The sequence below is a fragment of the Nocardia sp. NPDC059229 genome (assembly GCF_042754165.1).
Taxonomy (GTDB): domain Bacteria; phylum Actinomycetota; class Actinomycetes; order Mycobacteriales; family Mycobacteriaceae; genus Nocardia.
Map to the genome: position 1 here is coordinate 58,544 of NZ_JBHZAK010000016.1, position 16,940 is coordinate 75,483.

The window sequence follows — 16,940 nt, forward strand, 5'->3', positions numbered from 1 at the left end:
CCCTGCAAACCACACGTCAAACAGGGCAAAAGCGAGCGATTCAGGGGTCAATAGTAATGGCGACGGCCGCCGACAGCGCGGCCCATCGACCCCATCAGCAGTAACACGAGCCCGATGACGACCACCACGATCCCGATGGTCCAGAGGATCGGAATGCCGAATATGAACCCGACGATGAGAAGGATGATTCCGAGAATGATCATGGCTACTACCTGGTTTCGCTGCTGTGCTCGAAGGGCCCGAGAAGCCCTCCGGTGCTGATACCGGTCATGCGCGCAATGCCGACACGCGTCACTGCGCGCACCCAACCACGGCCACAGGAAGAACAAAGCCACGATGGCTCAACCCGATGTGATGCTTCGGCCGTCATGACGCGCATACCCTCACGGCGGCGGTTCAATCAGCGCACCGAATCGTCCAACGTCCCCAGCCTTCGCAATGTCGCTACGAGTGGCGTTCGATCTGGGCGTCCATCTATGAGATGAGCGACCGTACGTGTAGCGACAGCGCGGCGGCTAGTTCGCCGCGCGGGTAGAGCCCGCGGCTGCTGACCGCGTCGAGTGCGAGGCCGTCGACCGTGGCGAGCAGTATCGCGGATCGCGTCGAAGGGTCGGGGATGTTCGCGGCGGCCAGCTGGGCCTCGAGTTCCCGGCGAATGTCGGCCAGTGTGCGGTGTTGGATGTTGGCGAGGGTTTCGTTGGTGGCCGCGCGCGCCGCGAAGGAGACCATCACCCGGGCCTCGTGCTCGCGTTCGTCGTCGAGCGGAAGCAGTTGGGACAGTGCCGCGATCAACCGGTCGGTGAGGGGAGCCTGCGGGTCGATGGCGCTCATGCGGGCGCGTACCCGGGCGGTGAGCTGTTCGAAGGCGAAGGCGTAGAGCTCGTCCTTGGTGGTGAAGTGGTGCTGAACGGCGCCGATGGAAACCTCTGCCGCGGCGGCGATCTCACGGATGCTCGCGGCGTCGAGCCCCCTCGATCCCGCGATGGCGAACACCGCGTCGGCGAGCTGCTCCGAGCTGGTCGATCCGTATTTGCGCACATCGACAACCATACACTCGTATGGAACAATACGAATGTATGGAAATACTTCGAAAAGCCCGCTCGCGCACCGTGATCACCGGTTCCGTGGCCCTGGCCGCCCTGGTATGGATCACCTGGAAGGTCGACCCCACGGCCTCTGCGTCACCGCTGGTTCCCTCGGTGGAGTCGGCGCTTCTGCTCGCCAACATTCCGCTCACCATCGCGTGGCCGAGCCGGAAACGCGCCGTGGCGGCGGCCTTCCAGCGCTATCTGCTCAATCCCGTTGTGCGCCTGTTGTTCCGGATCGGCTTCGTGCCCTTCGGCTATGCGCTCGTGGAGACGGCGGGGCGGCGAACCGGACGGCGATACCGAACACCGGTGGGCAACGGATCGGCCGGCGACGTCTTCTGGATCATCGCCGAACACGGGTACCGGGCCGGATACGTCCGCAATCTCATGGCCGAACCCACTGTCCGGGTGAAACTCCGGCAGGGCTGGCGCTTCGTCTGGCGCACCGGCCGGGCGACCGTCCTTCCGGACGAAGATCCGCTGGAAAGGCAACGGCGACTGGCTCGTTGGCGACCACTGCGGATTCTCAACGCGATCATGGTCCGCGCGCTGGGCGCCGACCTGCTCGTCATCCGGATCGACTTGGACGCACCTCCGGGCTCGGTTCAGGGCGCGGGCCGTGCGCTGACATGAAGTGCTGCAGCCCAAGGTAATTGCCCATGCATGTGGTCGTGAGGTAGTCGTATCGAGGGCGCCCCAACGTTTTTCCATTGCGATAGTGGAGCGCAGGCGGCGTCGCGTGCTCGCCGCCACGGGTCCGAGTGTGGTTGTGCCCAAAGCATTTCCGACGTGTTGGAGCTGACAGGCTTGCCGTCAGCGGGCAAGATAATCCTGGCGATGACACGCGGGCGGTCGTGAGCGTGGTGACCGAGCGAGAAGTGTTGCCGGTGGCGGCAGTTGACAGCGGGCTCGCCTCGAAGCGTGCGATACCAGGTATCCGCGTGCGCTTCCAGATTTAGGATCGGTCAGACCGAATAGCCTTGCGGTACGAGTGGTTCGGACGTATCAAGTAGTCCAGGTTTTATCGAGGCGGGTCGCGGTACCACCGTGTTCGAGCCTGGTTTCGGCGAGAGAAGACCTCACGTGGTTGACGGAGTGCTGCTGGATACGAACTTCTTGTCCCTGTGGCACAACGGATCGTGTGAGGCGCCCGAACCGGGTGCTTACTATGCGAGCACGACGACCCTGCAGGAGCTCTACAGCATGCAGGCGCTGCAGGGCTGGGGGTACCGATATCTGCTGCCCAGCCTCGCGAGGGACCATCTGTGGGGTCTGCCCGATATCAATCACCTCGTCGAGCTGTACCGGGGCCGAATACTCAAGGGTCAGGCGGGGATGGCCCGCACCGACAAGTTGCTGATCAACTTTCCGGCCAGTCTCGCAGGCCATGGTTTCGCCGCCTACCTGGAGAAGTCGCATCAGGCGGTGGCGAATGTGCAGAATGCGCGGGCGTTCGGACTGATCGAGGGCATGGCTTCGGTCGCGATCGACCGCAATATCGGGCGGATCGTCGGGGTTCGGGCTCGGTTCCTCAGCGACGTCGAGGTGGCGCCACTGCCGTTGACGATGAGTGAGATCACCATTGCGGTCGATCTGCTGCAGGAGGTCCTGCGCGCCAGGATCAACCTCAAGCAGCATCGCCGAAACTCCTTCAACGACTTGCTGATCCTCGCCACGGCGCTGCGATGGGGCCTTCGGCTCAAGACCGGCGACAGGCTGCTGCTCGAGCTGGCCTTGCGGGCCGGAATGATCCAGACCGACGACGCCAGCGGAGTCGCGAGCCTGATTCCACCGGCCCCTGCCACCGGTACCCCGGACTCGCACGAGTCGAAGCGCTACATCAATTCTCGATGGCGGGCGCGGCGTCCGGCGAGACCTCCGCGGTCCTGACATGACGGTGGCACACTGCTCAACCGCGCGGCACGGGTCGACGATCCAACGCTGGATCGACGAGGAGCCGAGCCTGTTGCGACAGGGCAACCACGCCCGACTCGCAAGCCGGTACCGCCACCCGCTATCCGATCACCGGAATAGCGGGTGACCGCACCGCGCCAGTGCGGCCCTAATCAGTCCTGGAAGTAGTGGCGCTCGGCCAAGTCTGCGAGCAGCGTAGGGCCGGTCGGTGTCCAGCCCAGCGTGTTTGCGGCGGGTCGGCCGTCGCCGGTCACCGGCATGCTCCACATCATGCCCAGCCAACCGAAGTGGCTGACCGCGTCGGCGGGGTCGATCGAGGTGGTCGGCACACCGAGCTGGCGGCCGACGGCCTCGGCGATATCGCGGGTCGCCACGCCCGGATCGGCGACCGCGTGCAACACCGTTCCGGCTTCCGCCTTGTCCACCGCCAGTCGAAACAGCCGCGCGGCGTCGTCCCGGTGCACGGCCGACCAGGCGTGCGCGCCGTCCCCGAGATAGCCGGACACGCCCTTCTCCCTCGCGATCTCGACGATTCGGCGGATGAATCCGCGGTCGCCCGCACCGTGCACCGTCGGCGGCAGGCCCAGCACCACCGACCGAATGCCGCGTTCGGCGAGCCGGACCGTCGCGGCGGCAGTGGCCCGCCGGATCATCGGATCATCGGCCACACCGGGCTGACCGGTGTCGAACGAGACCAGTCCGGAGGCGATCACCAGCGGCCGATCGGAACCCGCGAGAACGTCGCCGAACAGGTCGACCACCCGGCGATCGATGCGCTGATTCTCCTCGAACTGGGAGAAGTCGTGGAGGAAAGCCAGGTGAACCACCCCATCGGCCTCGTCGGCGGCCGCACGCAAACCATCCGGATCGAGGAGATCGCCGCGGCGCACCTGCGCGCCCGCCGCGGTCAAGGCCGCGGCCGAGGCGTCCGACCTGGCCAGGCCGACAACCTCGTGACCTGCGTCGATGAGTTCGGGAACGACGCGGGAACCAATGAAACCGGAAGCTCCGGTGACGAATAGACGCATGAGAAGACCTCTCGACTTGTGATGTCAGCATCTGTCATCAGAGTAGTCCTGATGTCAGCATCTGTCATCACTTCGACGTCAGTTGCTGACGTCACTGTCTTAGAATCACGGAATGGGTCGTTGGGAACCGAACGCGCCGGGCCGTCTCAGCCGGGCGGCGATGGAGCTGTATCTGGAGCGCGGCTTCGATCAGACCACCGTCGCCGACATCGCCGAGCGAGCCGGGCTCACCGAGCGCACATTTTTCCGGCACTTCACCGACAAGCGTGAGGTGCTGTTCGGCAACCAGCAGATCCTCCACGACATCATCACGAACGCCATTGCCGAGGCGGATGATTCAGCGTCACCGATCGCGGCGATGGGGGCGGGCCTGGAGGCCGTGGCCGAACTGATCGGGCAACGCCGGGACTTCGCCCAACAGCGCCAGTCCGTGATCGCCGCGAACCCCGCACTGCAGGAACGGGAACTGACCAAGCTCGCCGCGCTCGCGGCAAGCAGCGCCCAGGCACTACGCCTGCGCGGCGTCCCCGAGCCCACCGCCGGCCTCACCGCCGAGGCCGGCATCGCGGTCTTCAAGATCGCCTACACCACCTGGGCCGAATCCCCGCCGGACCGCAGCTTGGTCGAGTTCATTCGCGACACGCTGGCCGAACTCGAGGCGGTCGCCACCGGGACGGCGGTCCAATAGACATTTCAGCGGGTGGCTTGTGCGAACACATCATTTGCCCAGTCGTCGAATCTGATGCAAACACATCAGATTTCCTGTACTCGAAGTACTGGGGCACTCAACGCTTCCACACGCCCCATGGGCAGGTGCACACTTGTGGCATGGAGGTCTGTGAGCCCACCACCGTCGCGCTCACCGCAGCGCCTCTGCCCCCGCCGCGGTCCCTGTGCCGGGCCCAGGCGTCGACCTCACCGCGGCCGGCGTGATCGTGCACGCCGACGGGTGTGAGCCCGAGTCGCGCCGCCTGCTGAAGGGCATCTCGGACGTACGCGCGTTCTTTCACACCAACGCCGTACCGCTGTACTTCATCTCGCCGACTCCGTTCAACCTATTAGGTATCGACCGCTGGGTACGGAACTTCTTCTACCTGACGTACTTTGACTCTTTCGAGGGCGCGCATCCGCGCGTGTTCGTGCCCCGGCGGCGCGACCGCCGGGATTTCGGGGGCATTGAGGACGTGTGCAACCACCTCCTGTACGACCCCGAGACACTCGAGCGCATCGCGCACCGAGGACCCGGTGGCAAGGCCTGCTTCGTGATGCTCGACGAGGAGACGCAGGCCCTCGCGCACAAGGCCGGGCTCGAGGTCATGCACCCGTCGGCGGCGCTGCGCCATCGCCTGGGCTCCAAGATCGTCATGACACGCCTGGCCGAGAAGGCGGGCGTGCCGAGCGTGCCCAACGTGATCGGATGGGTCGGCTCCTACGACGAACTGCTTGCGCTCGCGCAGAGCGCTGGGCTGGGAGATGACCTCGTCGTCGAGGCCGCCTATGGCGACGCCGGCACGGAGACGTTCTTTCTGCGCGGTCAGCGCGACTGGGACCAGTACGGCGGTGACCTGGTCGATCAGGAAGTCAAAGTCATGAAGCGCATCCGCAATGTCGAGGTGTGCCTCGAGGGCGCCGTGACCCGTCACGGCACCGTGGTCGGCACCGCGATGACGAGTCTCGTCGGCTACCCGGAGCTGACTCCGTACAAAGGCGGCTGGTGCGGCAATGACATCTGGCGCGGGGTGCTGCCGCCTGGACAGACGCACGCCGTGCGAGAGATGGTGCGAAAGCTGGGCGACGTCCTCAGCCACGAGGGATACTGCGGCTACTTCGAGGTGGACCTCTTGCACGACCTGGACTCGGACGAGTTCTACCTCGGCGAGGTGAACCCGCGCCTGAGCGGCGTGAGCACGATGACGAACCTGACCACCGAAGCCTATGCCGACATGCCGCTGTTCCTCTTCCACCTGCTCGAGTACATGGACGTGGAGTACGAGCTCGACGTCGAGGAGATCAACTCGCGCTGGGAGCGGGGCTATGGCGAGGACGAGGTCTGGGGTCAGCTGATGATCACGGAGACCTCGCCGGATCTCGAGCTCTTGACCGCGACCCCACGCACAGGTGTGTGGCACCTCGACGACGACGGGCGCATCTCCTTTGCGCGCTGTGGCAACGACTGGGACTCGCTGATCGACGAGTCCGAGGCCTTCTACATGCGTGTCGCGGCGCCGGGCGACTTACGCTGCAAGGGCGCCCAACTCGGCGTGCTCGTCACCCGCGGGCACCTGCAGACCAACGATTACCAGCTCACCGAGCGCGCCCGGCGCTGGGTCGAAGGCATCAAGGCGGAGTTCGCCTCAACACCGCTGGCGCCGGGTCAGGCGGCCACGCCGATCGTCTCGCGGCTCGTTGCACGAGCGTGAGCAGGGGGCTGCACGAGCTGCTCGGCGAACCCGGCATCGAGCGGGGACTGCCGGGCAGGCCGGTGGTGTGGCAGACACCGGCAATACGGATCGTGGTCCGCCGCTGCTCATCTCGGGACTCGAGGACCATACCGTGCCCGATGTGGTCACCCGGTCCACACTGAAGCAGTACCGCGACTCCACCACGGTGGATGTCATTGCAGCGCACCGTCTTCGCGGCCCGGGTCATTGGGGTGCGATTCGAGCGGGGTGATCCCGATGGTCATCCAGGGGCGCAGCGGCAATGTGCTGAGGACCTCCTCCTGTAGCTCGACTTCGTTGCGCGCACGCCAGATTCCGATGCTGCGCAACTCGCCGACCGGTCGCCACAGTCGCGCCAGGTTGCCGCTCGCCGCCAGTTCTCGCGCTCGCCGGGCCTCGGCCGCCCGCCGACGGTCCACCTCGTCCTGACCGCTGCCTTCGGGGATAGTGGTGGTGATCTCGACCAGGAACTCTGGCATGGTCTCGCTCCATTCTCGATCGGGTATCCGGCCGAAACCGCAACGCCGATAGGTTCTTTCGGATCTCATCGTTGCCGGGATGATCGTGGTGGCGCCACGACCGAGTTCCTCCTCTGTGATAGGCGTAGCCTCTTACCCGGCCTAGCATGATCGGCGTGGAGCTGCGTCAACTCAGATACTTCGTAGCGGTAGCCGAAGAGCTGAACTTCGCGCGGGCAGCCGCCCGGCTGCTGATCGCCGGCCCCTCGCTGTCCCAGCAGATCAAGGCATTGGAGCGCGACCTCGGTGTCGTGCTGTTCGAGCGCGACCGGCGATCGGTGTCCCTCACCACAGCAGGTGCGGCACTGCTCCCCGCTACCCGTACCCTGCTGTCCCGAGCCGACGAACTACGAGGGCATGCTCGCCGCTTGGCCGGGTCGGAAACGGTCCGCCTCGGATACGTCAATTGGCTACCCGCCGACCTGACGGCGCGGACTTCGGGCGCCGCTCAGGTCCACGTCGACGCGTGGGTCGCGCCCTCGCACGCTCAGGCGGCTCGCGTCGCGGACGGCAGTCTGGACCTCGCGGTGTGCTGGGTCTCGACTGCAGACCTGCGGCGACTGGGGCTGCGGGCCCGGCTCCTGGGTGCTGACCGTCTGCACGCGGTCGGCCGTGACGATGCCGTCGGCGAGGTCGAGGCCAGGGATACCGACATCCTTCTCGACGACGATGTCACGTCGTGGTCGTCATGGAACAACTACGCCGAAGAGCTGGCCCGCGACACTGGCGCGCGCACGGTCCACATCGGTGACGGAGGCATTACCGGCCCGGCGTTCCATGACCACGTCCGCCGTGGCCCGCGCCCGATTGTCAACTCTCCCAAGGGACAGACCGAGCAGTTGCCGCCCGGACTTGTGCGTCGGCCGATCGTCGCGCCGCAGATCTACTGGACATGGTCGCTGGTGTGGCGTTCTGGCGAGGTCCGCTCGGCCGTGCTGGCCGTGGTGGACGCGCTCTGCGACGACGTCGGCGACCTCGGTCTCCATAGCCCGGATTCCTGGCTCCCCGCTGACGATCCGCACCGGCAATAGCCGTCGAGTCCGCGACCTCGGCTGCGAGCTTGCGGCTTCCACGTCGAAGGATTCCGGTCCTGCTCAGAGGCCATTTCAGCGTTGACCGTCGATCTCCGCGCGGCCTACCGTTCGATTCGGAGACCGGTCGTTCACTCCAGTCGACCAACCCGAATTCCGACTCGAGAGAGGCTCGCCATGAACATCGATCGGCAACAGAAGGTCGCAGTCATCACGGGGGCGTCACGCGGTATCGGTGCCGGTCTTGTCGAGGCCTACCGCAAGCTCGGTTATGCGGTCGTGGCCACCGCACGATCCATCACGGAATCCGACGACCCCGCAGTGCTCACCATCGCCGGCGACATTGCCGATGCGGCGACCGCCGACCGCATCATCGCCGCCGCGGTGGAACAGTTCGGCCGGCTCGACACACTCGTCAACAATGCGGGCGTGTTCATCGCCAAGCCGTTCACCGACTACACCGACGAGGATTACGCGGTCGTGATCGGCGTCAATCTGACCGGGTTCTTCCATATCACCCGAGCAGCGGTCGAAGCCATGCTTTCCCACGGCGGCGGCCACATCGTCAACATCACCACGAGCCTCGTCGACAACGCCGACTCCCGCGTCCCGTCCGTGCTGGCCTCGCTGACCAAGGGCGGGTTGCAATCGGCCACAAAATCCCTCGCCATCGAATATGCGCGTCGCGGCATCCGCGCCAACGCCGTGTCGCCGGGCAACATCAACACACCCATGCACGACCCGTCCACCCACGACGCCCTGGCCGCCATGCATCCGGTCGGGCGGATGGGCGAAATCAGCGACATTGTCGATGCCGTCGTCTTCCTGGAGACCGCGCCCTTCGTCACCGGCGAGATCCTGCACGTAGATGGCGGGATGAGCGCCGGACACTGATCATCGGGACAACGACAGGAGAATCGCAATGACCACCGATCCCCAGGACGAGGCGATTCTGCGAACAGTCCTCGACCAGTGGAAGCGCGCCGTCGATCAGCATGAGCCACAGCGGGTCGCCTCATACTTCACCGAAGACGCGATCTTCCAGGGTTTGCATCCGTACACCGTGGGTCGAGCGGGTGTCGCCGAGTACTACGACTCCCAGCCGGTCGGCCTGGCGGCCGAGTATCGAATCCTCGAAACCCGCCGCCTCACAGACGATCTCGTGCTGGGCTATCTGGACGTCGACTTCTCTTTCACCGACCGCCCGACCCTCGCGGTAAAGCTCAGCGTGCTGCTCGAACACGGCACGGGCGGCTGGGCTATCGGTCACTACCAGGTCTCGCGACTTTGAAAGATCGGCCCCGCCAAGGCGGGGCAGGCCACGGGATCCTCTGATGGCGTAGGCGAACCATCCGTGTCGGCACCCGTTGGCATCCACCGATCTACGTTGCGGGTCACACCGGCCGAAGCTGGGTGCCTTCGTGGTGTTGCGGGCCACGGGGCCCGTAGTCGAGTTCGGCTCCTCTGTTGCTGCTTTCGGTGACCGGGGCAGGAGAATCGAAGGGATCCATGATCGATTCGATGAAGATCGAGCTGTCATTGGGTGCGGACAGGGCGTTGTGCAGGTCCGCTGGAGTCTTTGCGACGAATGATCGGGCCGTGGTGTCGGGTCGAAGCACCTTCGGCAGATCCGCGTATGCCCACGGGGCGATGTCGTTGTAGGACTCGGTCTTGCCGAGGTAGCCGCGCTCGATGGTGTATCCCCCGTTGTTGATCAGGAAGATCACCGGCTTGTGGTCGTGCCGCAGGATGGTCGACAGCTCCTGCGCGGTCAGCTGGAACGAGCCGTCGCCGACGAACAGTAGGTGGCGCCGGTCCGGTGCCGCGGTCAGTGTGCCCAGCAGGGCCGCGACCGAGTAGCCGATCGACCCCCAGTTGACCGATCCGACGAAGGTGCAGCCCTGCGGGAGCTTCAAGCCGAAGAGGGCGTATGACGTGCCGTTATCGACGAGCAGCACATCCCCGGGCCGGATGTAGTCCTGGATGGCTTGCCAATACGCCGCCTGCGTCAGCTTGGCAGAGCGGTCGGTGTGAGCGCGTGGCGCCGCTTCCACGGGCCGGGGCGTGGCGCGTTCGGTGACGCGCGGCACCGCGCCGATGACGCCGCGGAGAACTTCCTGGAGCGATACCGCCTGGTAGTTGTCCTTTCCGACGTCGGCCGAGTGCGCGCGCAGGTGGATCGTGTCGGCGGGCAGCGAGACGGTGAAGTCGCCCGTGGTCGCTTCTATGGGCCGGTATCCGATGCAGAGCAGGCAATCGGCGGCCTGCATCGCGTCGAGTGTGTGCTGCGCACTCGCTTCGCCGTTGTAGACGCCGGCGTAATAGGGGAACGCTTCGTCGATTACCGCCTTGGCGGTGTTGCTCACCGCGACCGGAAGTTGCATCTTCTCGGCGAGTTCCATGACCTCCGCGGCGACGCCGAACCGGTCCGCGTCCAGATCCACCAGAATCGCCGGTGCCCGGGCGCCGGACAGGTGGGCGGCGACCGCGGCGATGCACGACCCCAGCCGTTCGGGGTCGCTGGATGGCTGTTCGAGGACCAGCGGCTCGACCGGAACCTCGATATCGAGGTAGGCGATGTCGGACGGCAGCTCCAGGTACACCGGCAGTTTCTCCCGCCAAGCGGTGAGGATCAGCCTGTCGATCTCGATGGTGGCGTTGCACGGGGTCAGTCTGGCCTGTGCGGCGGTCACCTGCGCGAACGCGCCGAGGAAGCGGTCCCAGGTCCCGTCGGCCATCGTGTGGTGCATCCCCAGACCCCGATCGATGGACCGGAGTGGAATCGACCCGCAGATACAGACCACGGGAACATGCTCGGCATAGCAGCCGGCGACCCCGTTGATCGCACTCATCGCGCCTACAGCGTTCGTCACGAGGAGCGCGCCCATGCCTTTCAGCCGCGCGTAGCCGTCCGCCGCATAGGACGCATTCAGCTCGCCGCAATTGCCGACCCATTCGATGGCGCTGCGGTCTTGGAGTTGCTGGAGAAACTCGAGGTTGTAGTCGCCGGGGACACCGAAGAGGTGGCTGATCCCGGCCTCCGCCAAACGGCGAAGCAGAAAGTCACCGATCGTCATTCGTCGGGTCTCGCGCATGGACATCACGTGCTCCTCCGAATCGTCGGGTCACGACGAAATCATCGTCTCGAACCTGGCCGAATTGGTCAGGCACCCTTCAGAATCTCGACCATCCGGTTGCCGAGGACGGCGGCCGAGGCCGGGTTCTGGCCGGTGGTCAGGTTGCGATCCTCGACCATGTACGGCTCCCATATCGGCCCGCGGCTGAAATCGACGCCGATCTTCTCCTCGAGGTCGGTCTCGAGTAGCCATGGTGCGAGTACGGCGACGCCCACGGCTTCCTCTTCTTCGTCGGTGAAGCAGGTGAGGCGATAACCCTCGAACGGCGATTCGCCTCGGATCCTGGTGGACAAGATCGAGGCCGGAGCGTGACAGACGATGAAAAGCGGGTTGCCCGAGGCCAACTGCTGCGTCAGCAGCCGCCCACAGTCAGCGTCGAACGCCAGGTCCGCCATCGGACCGTGCCCGCCCGGCAGGTACACCGCATCGAAATCCTCGAGACGCACATCCGACAACTGCAAGGGCCGCCGCAACGCCTCCGCTTCGCGGATGATCGACTCGAGCCGCAGGGCCCCGTCGATGCCGCCCGCCATCTGAGGGCGCAGACTCATCATGTCGACTGTCGGGATCACACCGTTCGGTGTTGCGACGACCACCTGGTGCCCAGCGTCTATGAGGATCCGATATGGATTGGCAAACTCCTCGGCCCAGTATCCGGTCGCATATCGTGAGCCGTCCTTCATCACCCAGTAACTGGCACCACTGACGATAAAGAGCACCTTTGCCATCGCGAAAGCTCCTCTCGGATCCCACATGCCCGTTAATCGGAAAACATTTGGCAACCGAACCGCAATCTCCCCGATCCTACACAACGGTCTGCCCCGTGCCAGCAGGCTTACGGTCCGCACCCGGCGCCGATCACCGGCGGTCCCTGCAAGAAATAGCAACAGCGACAACCGCTTTCGTTTGGAGCTGGATCCCGCGGGGCACAGTCGACTTCACTCGGGCCCGTCGGGTCCGTCCGGGTGAGGCGGCGTGCGTACCTGTCCCGCGATGGCCGCGGCCACCAGGCAGGAGAGCGCGCCCACCAGCAGCGCCGCCCGTGGCCCGGAGATGTCGACGATCCACCCGGTGATCAGGCTGCCGATGGGTGTCGTGCCGAGGAAGACGAAGACCCACAGCGCCATGATTCGCCCGCGATAGCTCGGATCCGCGTGCAGTTGCAGGGCGGTCGATGCCATGGTGACGAAGCCGAAGCCCGCGAACCCGGTCGCGATCAGGGCCGCGCAGGCGGTGGCCAGATTCGGTACGACTGCGGTCGCGGCGAGACTGATGCCGAAGGCGGCTGCGGTCGTGACCAGATAGGTGCGGCGGGGATGGCGGACCAGTCCGACTGCGAGCGAGCCGCCCACCGAACCGATGCTGAGCATGGTCGACAGCAGGCCGTAGGTGCCGCCGGTGCCGTGAAAAGTGCGCTCCGCCAACACCGGGAGCAGCACCGGGAAGTTGAAGGCGAACAGTCCGACCAGCGCCATCATGGTCAGCGGCAGCCACAGCTGCTGCCGGGTGCGGGCGTAGCGCAGCGCGGAGAGCACCCCGCCCGGCCGCGCCCGGACGGCAATAGCAGCGGGCGCGGTCGGCCGGATCGCCACCAGCGCCCCGACCACCGCGAGGTAGGAGATCGCGTTCACCGCGAAACACGGTGTGGTGCCGATGAATGTGATCAGCAGCCCCGCCAGCGCCGGCCCCACCACGCGGGCGCTGTTCATCACCACGCCGTTGACGCTGGCCGCGCTGGCCAGATCCGTGGGCGGAACCAGTTGTGCCACAAAGGCCTGCCGTGCGGGCGAATCGACGATCTGTACCACGCCGCCCGCCACGGTCACGCCGATGACCAGCGGGATCCCCGCCCGCCCGGTCACCGCTGCCGCCCACAGAACCGCCGCCAGCAATCCGTAGACCACCTGCGTACCGATCAGCAAGCGGCGCAGATCGACCCGATCCGCGACCACCCCGCCCCACGGCCCGAACAGCAGCGGCGGCACCCCGCCCGCGGCCAGCACCACACCCAGTGAGGCCGGTGATCCGGTCAGCTGCAACACCAGCCATCCGACCGCCGTCGCCTGCACGAACGTGCCACTGGCGGAAGCGATCTGCCCTGCGAAGTACCACCGGAACGGGCGCGACCGCAATGCGCGAAAGGCATTCGCCGGCTCCCGTCGCGGAATCTGGTGTGCCGTGGCCGCTTCGGGCACGACCGTCAATGCCTCACGATCCATCGCGTTCTGTTCCCCTCGGGTCGGCAGTTGCATTCTGCCCGTGGCGGCCGGGCCGGGGTCAGTCGTGCAGGGCCCGGGCCAGAACGCTGACCGCCTGCGCCACCGCGGCTGTGGCGGCGTGGGTGTCGTGCAGTGTGTTGAGCATGACGAAGTCGTGGACGATGCCGCCATAGCGGACGGCCGTCACCGGGACACCGGCGGCGCGCAGTTTGGCGGCGTACGCCTCGCCCTCGTCGCGCAGGACATCGTTCTCGGCGGTGATCACCAGGGCGGGCGGCAGGCCGGTCAGCTGGTCGACCGAGGCACGCAGAGGCGATGCGGTGATCTGGGCGCGATCCGACTCACTGGTCGTGTACTGACCCCAGAACCATTGCATGCCTTCGAGAGTCAGGAAGTAGCCGGTGGCGAACTCGCGGTAGGAGGCGGTGTCGAAGTTGGCGTCGGTGACGGGGTAGAACAGGACCTGCTGGCGGAAGGAGACGTCGCCGCGGTCCTTGGCCATGAGGGTCAGGGCGATGGCCATATTGCCGCCCACGGAGTCTCCGGCGACGGCGATGCGGGTGCTGTCGAGCCCCTTGGCGGCGCCGTCGGTGGTGACCCACTGGGCGACCCGGTAGGACTGCTCATTGGCGACCGGGTAGTGCACGTCGGGGGAGCGGTCGTACTCGGGGAACACCACGGCCGCGTTCACCCCGACCGCCAGGTCACGCACAAGCCGGTCGTGGGTGTGGGCATCGCCGAAGACCCAGCCCGCGCCGTGGGTGTAGATGATGACCGGGAGGGTCCCGGTGGCGTCCTTGGGCTTGACGACGCGTACCCGGATCGATCCGGTCGGGCCGCCCTCGACGGTGATCCATTCCTCGTCGATCTCCGGCTTGAAGATCGGGGAATCCTGCACCCCGTCGACGGTTTTGCGGCCCTCCTCCGGCGAAAGCTGGTACAGGAAGGGCGGTTCCGACGTCGCGTCCACGAAGGCCTGGGCGGCGGGTTCGAGTGAGATGCCGTGCGGATTGCCTGCCATGATCGTTCTCCCTATGGTCGCGTCGAAGCGGGCGCGGCGGTGCACGCTCGTCCAGCTTTCCCGCCGACGGTGGGTGACGGCCCCGCTTCATCGGCCAGGAATCCCTGAAATCGGGACACCGGCCGATCGGCTAGCGAGCGTGACTACGAGGTGGTACTGCTGCCACCCGACGGGCGTCCCCGGCCCGCTTCGTGACCGAACAGGTGCTGGCCGCGGCCTGCTCGCTCTCCTCCCGGACTCGGCGTTTCGCCTCCATCTGCGGCAACAGCGAGGCCCTGCGTCGCGCATTCATCGCGCGCCTGGGCATCCCGCCGCGCAAATACCAGCAGCGATTCCGCACGACGGGCTCCCCAGCAGCGGCCCGGTCCGAGGAAACGGAGCCGGCGGTGTCCTGATTCGGCGGATTCCTGGCTCGCGGGGAGGGGCGGTCACCGCGCGGCAGCTCGAAACTCGAAGGGGCGCGGTGCTTCCAGCCCGTGTCCCGACGAAAGGAATCGCATGTCCGTCCCGACGGTAATTCTGGTTCATGGCGCTTTCGCCGATGCCGCCAGCTGGTCCCCGGTGACCGAACGGCTGCTCGCCCAGGGCATTCCGGTCCTGGTCCCGCCCGTCTACAATCGCAGCCTGTCCGCCGACGCCGCCTCCATCCGGGCGGTCGCCGAGGCCATCGACGGTCCGGTGCTGCTGGCCGGTCACTCCTATGGCGGCGCGGTCATCACGGTCGCCGGCGTCGCGGACAATGTGGCCGGTCTCGTCTACGTCTCCGGCTACGCACTCGAGGAGGGGGAGAGTCTGGGCCAATTGCAGGGCGGCTTCCCGGATTCCGATCTCGCGGCGAACCTTGTCTACACCCCCTACCCGGTCGAGGGCGGCGAGCCGGGCACCGACGTGTCGGTCGTGATCGACGCCTTCCCCGCGGTTTTCGCCGCCGGCGTGGATCCGGTGCGCGCCCGGGTCTTCGCGGTCTCACAGCGCCCGCTGTCGGCCTTCGCTTTCACCGAGCCCGCCTCCGCGGCCGCGTGGAAGACCAGGCCGGGCTGGGGCATCGTCTCGGCCGCCGACCACACCATCAACCCCGAGGTCGAGCGCTTCGGCTACCAGCGGGCCGGACTGCGCAAGGTCGTCGAACTGGACGCACCCCATCTGGTCATGCAGACCCACCCCGACGAGGTTACCGCCGTCATCACCGGCGCGCTCGCCGAACTGTCCTGACGTCCGGCCGGTATCCGCACCGGCGGCGTGAATCTCCTTGTCTCGAAAGGCAAGTCCGATGGACATCGGGCTGCTGCTCCTTCTATGGGAGATGCACGCGGATCTAGCGATGGGCCGGGGAGGGGGAATTGAACTCGAGATCACCGGAATCCGCCGGTATCGGGTCATCTGACGCCGAAGAAGTAGTGATCCCGCAACTGCTCTAGCGAGCGAAGCCTGATGTCGGATGGGTCTGCGACAGCTCTGCTGCCGCAGGCCTGCGTCGTTCAGCCGAGAATAGGCGGGGGACGTGGCGCGTCATGCGCTGTGGCTGGTGAGTTCGCGGCGCGCTTGCTCATCGAGCGTGATGCCACCGGATCGGATGTTCTCGGCCAAGTGCGCGCGGGTCCGGGTTCCGGGAATGAGCAGGATATTGGGGGAGAGGTCGAGTAACCAGGCGAGCGCGATCTGGATCGGCGTTCCCCCGAGACGTTGCCCGATCTCGGTGAGGCGTGGGCTCGTCAGGATCTGGCGGCGGGCGGTGCGAGACATGCCCAGCGGGCAGAAGGGGACGAAAGCGATACCGCGGCTCGCGGTTTCGGCCAGCACATCGGCCGAGCCCCGCTCGACGATATTGAACAGATTCTGTACGCACACGATCGGTGTGCGGTCCAGCGCACGCAGGAGGTGCTCGCGCGAGATGTTGCTCAGTCCGATCCCGTCGATCAGCCCGGCCTCTCGGGCCCGTATCAACGCGGTGAGTTGCGCATCGAATCGGGCATCGGGCGCTGCCCGGTCCATGATGCGGAGGTTTACCGCGCCCAGGCGCTCGATGTTCAGTGCCTCGAGATTTTCCTCGATGCCCAGGAGCAGCTGATCGGGCTCGTCGTATGGCAAGACGGCCCCGTCGTCGCCGCGTCGCGCCGCGACTTTACTGACGATCACCAGATTCGCGGGGTACGGGTGCAGCGCTTCCCGAATGAGCTCGTTGACGGTTCCCGGTCCGTAGTAGTGCGCGGTGTCGATGTGGTCGATACCGCTCGCGATCGCCATCCGCAGCACTGCCAGCGCCTCATCGTGGTCGCGCGGCGGCCCGAAAACCCCGTCGCCCGCCAATTGCATGGCACCGTATCCGATTCGGTGGACTTCTCGGCGGCCGAGTGCGAACGTCCCCGCCTCTTCGAACCCGGATACAAGGTCCGGCATGGATCCCTCCTGTGCTGTCTCGCTGCTACCCGACGTGGTCGGAATCAAGACTCGCAGCCGGGCCGGTGAGAAGTCATCACCGGAATCCGGTGATGACGCTTCACCTGCTCGGTGGAGACGCTACAGCCGATGCCCGCGGTCGTGGT

At 66.2% G+C, this 16,940-nt stretch carries 18 protein-coding genes; 9 read left to right on the top strand and 9 right to left on the bottom strand.

The window, feature by feature from the left end:
* Nucleotides 1–47: 47 nt before the first annotated feature.
* Together ACFXHE_RS31065 and ACFXHE_RS31070 are read right to left on the bottom strand one after the other, a co-directional pair.
* Nucleotides 48–203: a DUF6131 family protein gene (locus tag ACFXHE_RS31065; protein WP_379387973.1), complete on the bottom strand. Its 156-nt coding sequence runs from the start codon at nucleotides 201–203 to the stop codon at nucleotides 48–50.
* 271 nt (nucleotides 204–474) lie between these two features.
* A complete protein-coding gene (locus ACFXHE_RS31070; protein ID WP_379387974.1) occupies nucleotides 475–1,050 on the bottom strand; it encodes a TetR/AcrR family transcriptional regulator in 576 nt (191 codons plus the stop codon).
* Nucleotides 1,051–1,076: 26 nt separating this feature from the next.
* Between ACFXHE_RS31070 and ACFXHE_RS31075 the strand changes: the two genes are divergently transcribed.
* Both ACFXHE_RS31075 and ACFXHE_RS31080 read left to right on the top strand, forming a co-directional pair.
* On the top strand, nucleotides 1,077–1,721 hold the full coding sequence (locus ACFXHE_RS31075; RefSeq protein ID WP_379387975.1) for a nitroreductase/quinone reductase family protein: 645 nt from the start codon (nucleotides 1,077–1,079) through the stop codon (nucleotides 1,719–1,721).
* A 450-nt stretch (nucleotides 1,722–2,171) separates the two neighbouring features.
* Nucleotides 2,172–2,978 carry a hypothetical protein gene (locus tag ACFXHE_RS31080; RefSeq protein ID WP_379387976.1) on the top strand — a complete coding sequence of 269 codons (807 nt, stop codon included), beginning with the start codon at nucleotides 2,172–2,174 and terminating at the stop codon, nucleotides 2,976–2,978.
* Nucleotides 2,979–3,154: 176 nt separating this feature from the next.
* On the opposite strand, the gene ACFXHE_RS31085 is transcribed toward ACFXHE_RS31080, so the two are convergent.
* Nucleotides 3,155–4,030, bottom strand: a complete 876-nt coding sequence (locus tag ACFXHE_RS31085; protein WP_379387977.1) for an SDR family oxidoreductase — start codon at nucleotides 4,028–4,030, stop codon at nucleotides 3,155–3,157.
* A gap of 112 nt (nucleotides 4,031–4,142) precedes the next feature.
* Between ACFXHE_RS31085 and ACFXHE_RS31090 the strand changes: the two genes are divergently transcribed.
* On the top strand, nucleotides 4,143–4,718 hold the full coding sequence (locus tag ACFXHE_RS31090; RefSeq protein WP_379387978.1) for a TetR family transcriptional regulator: 576 nt from the start codon (nucleotides 4,143–4,145) through the stop codon (nucleotides 4,716–4,718).
* Between the two features lie 241 nt (nucleotides 4,719–4,959).
* Nucleotides 4,960–6,450 (top strand): biotin carboxylase, encoded by a 1,491-nt coding sequence (locus tag ACFXHE_RS31095; protein ID WP_379387979.1) that lies wholly within the window; start codon nucleotides 4,960–4,962, stop codon nucleotides 6,448–6,450.
* A 194-nt stretch (nucleotides 6,451–6,644) separates the two neighbouring features.
* Here the strand turns inward: ACFXHE_RS31095 and ACFXHE_RS31100 are convergent, their stop codons facing one another.
* The gene (locus tag ACFXHE_RS31100) at nucleotides 6,645–6,950 is read right to left on the bottom strand and encodes a muconolactone Delta-isomerase family protein (protein WP_379387980.1); all 306 of its coding nucleotides are present in this window, start codon (nucleotides 6,948–6,950) and stop codon (nucleotides 6,645–6,647) included.
* 155 nt (nucleotides 6,951–7,105) lie between these two features.
* Here ACFXHE_RS31100 and ACFXHE_RS31105 point away from each other — a divergent pair, with 155 nt between their 5' ends.
* The 3 genes from ACFXHE_RS31105 to ACFXHE_RS31115 all read left to right on the top strand — a co-directional run bounded on the left by ACFXHE_RS31105 (nucleotide 7,106) and on the right by ACFXHE_RS31115 (nucleotide 9,311).
* Nucleotides 7,106–8,020, top strand: a complete 915-nt coding sequence (locus tag ACFXHE_RS31105; RefSeq protein ID WP_379387981.1) for a LysR family transcriptional regulator — start codon at nucleotides 7,106–7,108, stop codon at nucleotides 8,018–8,020.
* A 177-nt stretch (nucleotides 8,021–8,197) separates the two neighbouring features.
* On the top strand, nucleotides 8,198–8,914 hold the full coding sequence (locus tag ACFXHE_RS31110) for an SDR family NAD(P)-dependent oxidoreductase (protein WP_379387982.1): 717 nt from the start codon (nucleotides 8,198–8,200) through the stop codon (nucleotides 8,912–8,914).
* A gap of 28 nt (nucleotides 8,915–8,942) precedes the next feature.
* Nucleotides 8,943–9,311 (top strand): YybH family protein, encoded by a 369-nt coding sequence (locus ACFXHE_RS31115; RefSeq protein ID WP_379387983.1) that lies wholly within the window; start codon nucleotides 8,943–8,945, stop codon nucleotides 9,309–9,311.
* 103 nt (nucleotides 9,312–9,414) lie between these two features.
* Here the strand turns inward: ACFXHE_RS31115 and ACFXHE_RS31120 are convergent, their stop codons facing one another.
* From ACFXHE_RS31120 to ACFXHE_RS31135, 4 genes are all read right to left on the bottom strand, one after another.
* The gene (locus tag ACFXHE_RS31120; RefSeq protein ID WP_379387984.1) at nucleotides 9,415–11,121 is read right to left on the bottom strand and encodes an alpha-keto acid decarboxylase family protein; all 1,707 of its coding nucleotides are present in this window, start codon (nucleotides 11,119–11,121) and stop codon (nucleotides 9,415–9,417) included.
* Nucleotides 11,122–11,183: 62 nt separating this feature from the next.
* Nucleotides 11,184–11,885 (bottom strand): type 1 glutamine amidotransferase domain-containing protein, encoded by a 702-nt coding sequence (locus tag ACFXHE_RS31125; RefSeq protein WP_379387985.1) that lies wholly within the window; start codon nucleotides 11,883–11,885, stop codon nucleotides 11,184–11,186.
* A 210-nt stretch (nucleotides 11,886–12,095) separates the two neighbouring features.
* Entirely contained in the window at nucleotides 12,096–13,376 is a 1,281-nt protein-coding gene (locus tag ACFXHE_RS31130; protein WP_379387986.1) for an MFS transporter, read from the bottom strand.
* Nucleotides 13,377–13,434: 58 nt separating this feature from the next.
* The gene (locus ACFXHE_RS31135) at nucleotides 13,435–14,397 is read right to left on the bottom strand and encodes an alpha/beta hydrolase (protein ID WP_379387987.1); all 963 of its coding nucleotides are present in this window, start codon (nucleotides 14,395–14,397) and stop codon (nucleotides 13,435–13,437) included.
* A 191-nt stretch (nucleotides 14,398–14,588) separates the two neighbouring features.
* On the opposite strand from ACFXHE_RS31135, the gene ACFXHE_RS31140 reads away from it, so the two are divergent.
* A complete protein-coding gene (locus ACFXHE_RS31140; protein ID WP_379387988.1) occupies nucleotides 14,589–14,792 on the top strand; it encodes a hypothetical protein in 204 nt (67 codons plus the stop codon).
* 103 nt (nucleotides 14,793–14,895) lie between these two features.
* Nucleotides 14,896–15,609 (top strand): alpha/beta fold hydrolase, encoded by a 714-nt coding sequence (locus tag ACFXHE_RS31145; RefSeq protein WP_379387989.1) that lies wholly within the window; start codon nucleotides 14,896–14,898, stop codon nucleotides 15,607–15,609.
* 297 nt (nucleotides 15,610–15,906) lie between these two features.
* Here the strand turns inward: ACFXHE_RS31145 and ACFXHE_RS31150 are convergent, their stop codons facing one another.
* Nucleotides 15,907–16,794: an oxidoreductase gene (locus ACFXHE_RS31150; protein WP_379387990.1), complete on the bottom strand. Its 888-nt coding sequence runs from the start codon at nucleotides 16,792–16,794 to the stop codon at nucleotides 15,907–15,909.
* Between the last annotated feature and the right edge of the window lie 146 nt (nucleotides 16,795–16,940).